This window comes from Pedobacter sp. 05L430, assembly GCF_056397585.1.
In genome coordinates this window covers 1-4,090 of the sequence record NZ_JBFTNT010000346.1, presented here as the reverse complement: position 1 = coordinate 4,090, position 4,090 = coordinate 1, and the positions used below count along the sequence as shown (strand labels likewise).

General features: G+C 38.1%; 2 protein-coding genes. Both read right to left on the bottom strand.

Annotated features, from left to right (window positions below):
- Window positions 1-940, bottom strand: a 940-nt coding sequence (locus AC1DG9_RS24340; protein WP_477635400.1) for a nucleoside recognition domain-containing protein, incomplete at its 3' end; no start/stop codon positions are given.
- 52 nt (window positions 941-992) lie between these two features.
- Entirely contained in the window at window positions 993-3,785 is a 2,793-nt protein-coding gene (locus tag AC1DG9_RS24335; RefSeq protein ID WP_172659166.1) for an alpha/beta hydrolase family protein, read from the bottom strand.
- Window positions 3,786-4,090: the final 305 nt, after the last annotated feature.

Here is a 4,090-nt window from a genome sequence, read left to right as displayed (position 1 = left end):
CATCAAAGGTGCCACTGGTGCGAAGCATGCTTATTGCCACCAGCATCCCAACCAGATAAGGGATAATTTTAACGGCGGTTTCAAATCCATTTTTTGCACCTTCAACAAATGCATCAAAAACATCAATCTTTTTATATAGTGCCCCAAGTATAATCAACAGAAAAACCAATAGTATAAGTCCGTTGCTTAAAATTCCTGAGAATGATTTTATTCCATCGGCATTAAGCGAAGTAATGTATAAAACCAATAATGCAATGATGAAAGAAAGACTAAGGATCCAGACAATGACTACAGGTTGAAGCAGGTTAATCTTTTGTTTAAAAGAAACAATAAGCATTGCTGCCATGGTGCCAACAAAAGTAACGATCAGACAAGGAATAAAAATATCAGTTGGATTAGAAGCATTTTGAGAAGCCCTGATTGCAATAACACTAACCGGAATTAAGTTTAAACCAGCTGCATGAAGGCAAAGAAACATGATTTGGGCATTTGATGCAGTATCTTTACTTGGGTTTAGCTCTTGCAAACTTTCCATAGCTTTTAAGCCAAAAGGAGTAGCTGCGTTATCTAAACCTAATAGATTAGCAGAAAAGTTCATAATCATGTGCCCCATAGAAGGGTGGCCTTTTGGAATATCCGGAAATAATTTAGAAAAGAAGGGCCCAACTATACGGGACAATAAACGAATGCCGCCAGCTTTTTCAGCAATGCTCATCAAACCAATAAATAGCGCCAAAATACCTACTAGTTTAAGACATAACTCCACAGAAACCCAGCAGGTTTCAATAATGCCATCTAGTTTTAAAGGATTTGCAGGGTCACTGGCTTTGCCAATGACCATCCAATTAAATATATCAGATTGTCCAAAAAAGAAACACTTTATAGTGGCTACAACAATTGCAACAATGATAAAGGCCGACCAGATTCTACTTAATGCCATTAGGGATAGTTAGTTTTACGATGTTAATGTAGGGATTTTAAACAATATATCCCTATGGCTTTTCATCAGTAAGCTCAAAACCCCATGTTTTACCTTTTTCTGTTGCCGGTATACCCTGTGTCATCCATAAGGGTGCTTTAGCTCCTTTTAAATAATAGTCAAAGAACTGCTGTTCACGGATTTGGATGTCTTTTCTGTTCTGGCGCTTTATCAGGTTATGCGCCTCATTATTGTAGTTTAACATCCATACCGGTTTGCCCAACCTTCTTAAACCTGTAAACATTTCAATTCCCTGGTACCAAGGTACTGCGCCGTCGGCATCGTTGGCCATAATTACTACCGGTGTATTTACTTTAGGTAAGGCAAATAATGGAGAGTTTTCGATGTATAATTCTGGTTTTTCCCATAAAGTTGCACCAATCCTGCTCTGTGTTTTTTCATACTGAAACTGTCTGTTCATCCCACTTTCCCAACGCATACCACCATAAGCAGAAGTCATGTTTACTACCGGAGCACCCGCCCATGCAGCAGCATACATATTTGTTCTTGTAATTAAATGAGCTACCTGATAGCCGCCCCAGCTTTGTCCCTGGATACCGATTTTAGTGCCATCAACCCATGAGTTTTTCTTTAAAAATTCTACCCCGGAATTAATGAATTCTTCTGCAGATTTGCCAGGATAGCCACTTTCATAGCTTATATCTGGTGCAAAAACCAAATACCCATTGCTCACAAAATAAGAGATGTTTAATCTTGAAGGAGTAGGAGCTGGTGGCTGATACGTATATAATCCATTTGATAACTTCTCGTAGAAATATACAATCATAGGGTATTTCTTAGCCGGATCGAAATCTTCAGGCTTGTAAAGAATACCGTCGGCTTTAAAACCTTTAGGTGTACTCCAGTTAACCAGTTCCGCAGTTCCCCAATTGTAATTTTGTTGCTGAGGGTTGGTATTACTTAATTTAACCTCGGTTTTCATATCTGTTGATACGAAAACATTAGGAGAATTGGTATAATTTGCCTTGTCATAAATATAGCGATCGGCATCTCTTGCTTTGCCTAAATTTGAATACTTAAACTTAGCCATAACAACAAGCTCCGGGCTCTTATTGTCGCCGATATTCTTTCTGTAATATCCGTTTTCTTTAGTTGTATTGTTAAAGGCGTCAAGCAGTATCGTCTCTTTTTTACCCAAAAAGCGAACGGTGGTGTCTAGTTGTTGATAGCGGAAAGTAATGTTGTTCTGCCTGCCAAAACCATTGGTGATGTTTTGCGGAGCATTTTTTCCGTCTGGAGAGAATTCCCAGATGTCGTACCTGTCGTATAATAGAACAGCTTTATCATCCTCAGTCCATGCAGCAAGTCCGTAAGCATCTGGCTGATCCGGTACATCATTTTCTTCGTCTACAAGCTTAACATTTAATCCGTTATTTAGGTGTGTAATCTTACCTGTTGCAATAGTATAAGTGTACCAGTTAGCTGTTTTTTTGTCGAAGTAAAGTATAAATTTTCCAGATGGTGATGGCATTGCAGTTCCCACAAGCCCTTCAATGATCTTTTTTCTTGATCCTGTTTTTGTATCAACCAGATAATAGTCTTTAATAGAATTTGCAGACCACTGTGATTGGATTCTGTTGCCAAAATCTGATGATGCAAGTACATAGTTCGAGTTACCTTCATCAATTAGTTTAGCTTCAGGCAGTTTAACGTCTGTTAAAGGCACTACTTTTACATCACTATTAAATATTTCGATAGAAGTTAAATAAGTTCTTTTCGATTCCTTTTCAGCATTTTTTAGCTGCATTGGCTGCAGGTAGTCGTCTTTATAACTCCATACATCCAGCTGTGCATGCTCAAAATCGATAAGGGTAGTATCTTTTGGTTTTTTAATTGGAGCGATACCAAAAAACAGCTTTGTGGCTTCTTTGTTGAAGTTTAATTTTCCATCGCCACTAACTGCCCATTTAGCAGGGAAGCCGGGGATGTCATTGTCTACCAAAACCTGGGCAGTATCTAACGAAGGTGAGTTATAGTATACAAAGTAATCTTTAATTTCGGCTTTTTCCGGACTTCTTTCTCCTAGAAATGCAAGTGATTCACTTTCATCGTCAAACACAAAGTTTTTGAAACTTCCTTTTCCGTTAACCAATGTTTTAAGCGTGCCTTTTTCTGTGTTTAAAAGAAAAACGCCTGTTTGAGCTGTCTTATCTTTTTTGGAACCTGTGCAAGCAAAGGCAAGTTGTTTACCATCTTTACTGAAAACATATTCGTTTACAAATTTAAAAGTACGTTCTGTACCTGTTGTAAGGTTTCTGAAAATCAGATCAGAACCTTCTTTGTCATCCTTTTTAGCAGTGTCTCCCTGTGCTTTCTTTGATGTATCTATAGGTTTTTCTAGTTGATAAGCAAGTAAGGCTAAGCCATTCTCTGGTAGTTTAAAAGATTTCACACGCGCAACCTTTGCAATAGCGAGATTAGTTAAGTTGGCTATGCCCAAAGAGTCCTTTGGCATTTCTTCTATTTTTTTCTTTTTGATTTTTGCTTGTCGTATAGCCGAATAAAAAGGTTTAATGGCAAACACGGCGAATTTAGAATCAGCACTAAACTGAGCACTTTCCACCCGGTTTACTTTTGTTTTCGCATTGGTAAGCAGATTGGTTAAATACAAATTTGCATCTCCTTCCTGCGCAGCGATGCCATATGCCGCCCAATTTCCATTGTTGGATAACCTTCTGGAAGCAACAGATTCCCAGGCATCATACACTGTGTGGTCAAGCGGTTTCTTTTGCGCAAAGCTGATCGTTGTAAAAAATAGGAGAGAGAGAAGTAGATATTTCTGCATAATTAAAATGGTTGTTTTTATCCCGGTTTAGTTCTAGAAACCTAAAAATTAGWAAATTTTAAGACATATCCGTATTGTATATCAAATTTTACAATAAAAGGGGATACCAGGGCTTGTTTTTCCACTTATTGTTCACACCAGGCATACACCAAATCCACGCGAAAGTACCTTTTTGTGGACAAAGAGTGAAAGAAGGGTGAACCATGTGAAGCGTTGCTATAAGGACTAGATTGGTTAAAGCAAATTGATACAAAAAAGGGGTCTATCATATATCATGATAACCCCTTTTTTGTGGACGTTTATAT

Excerpts from the sequence above, each read along its gene's own strand:
- AC1DG9_RS24335 (WP_172659166.1), bottom strand. The coding sequence starts at position 3,785 with ATGCAGAAATATCTACTTCTCTCTCTCCTATTTTTTACAACGATCAGC.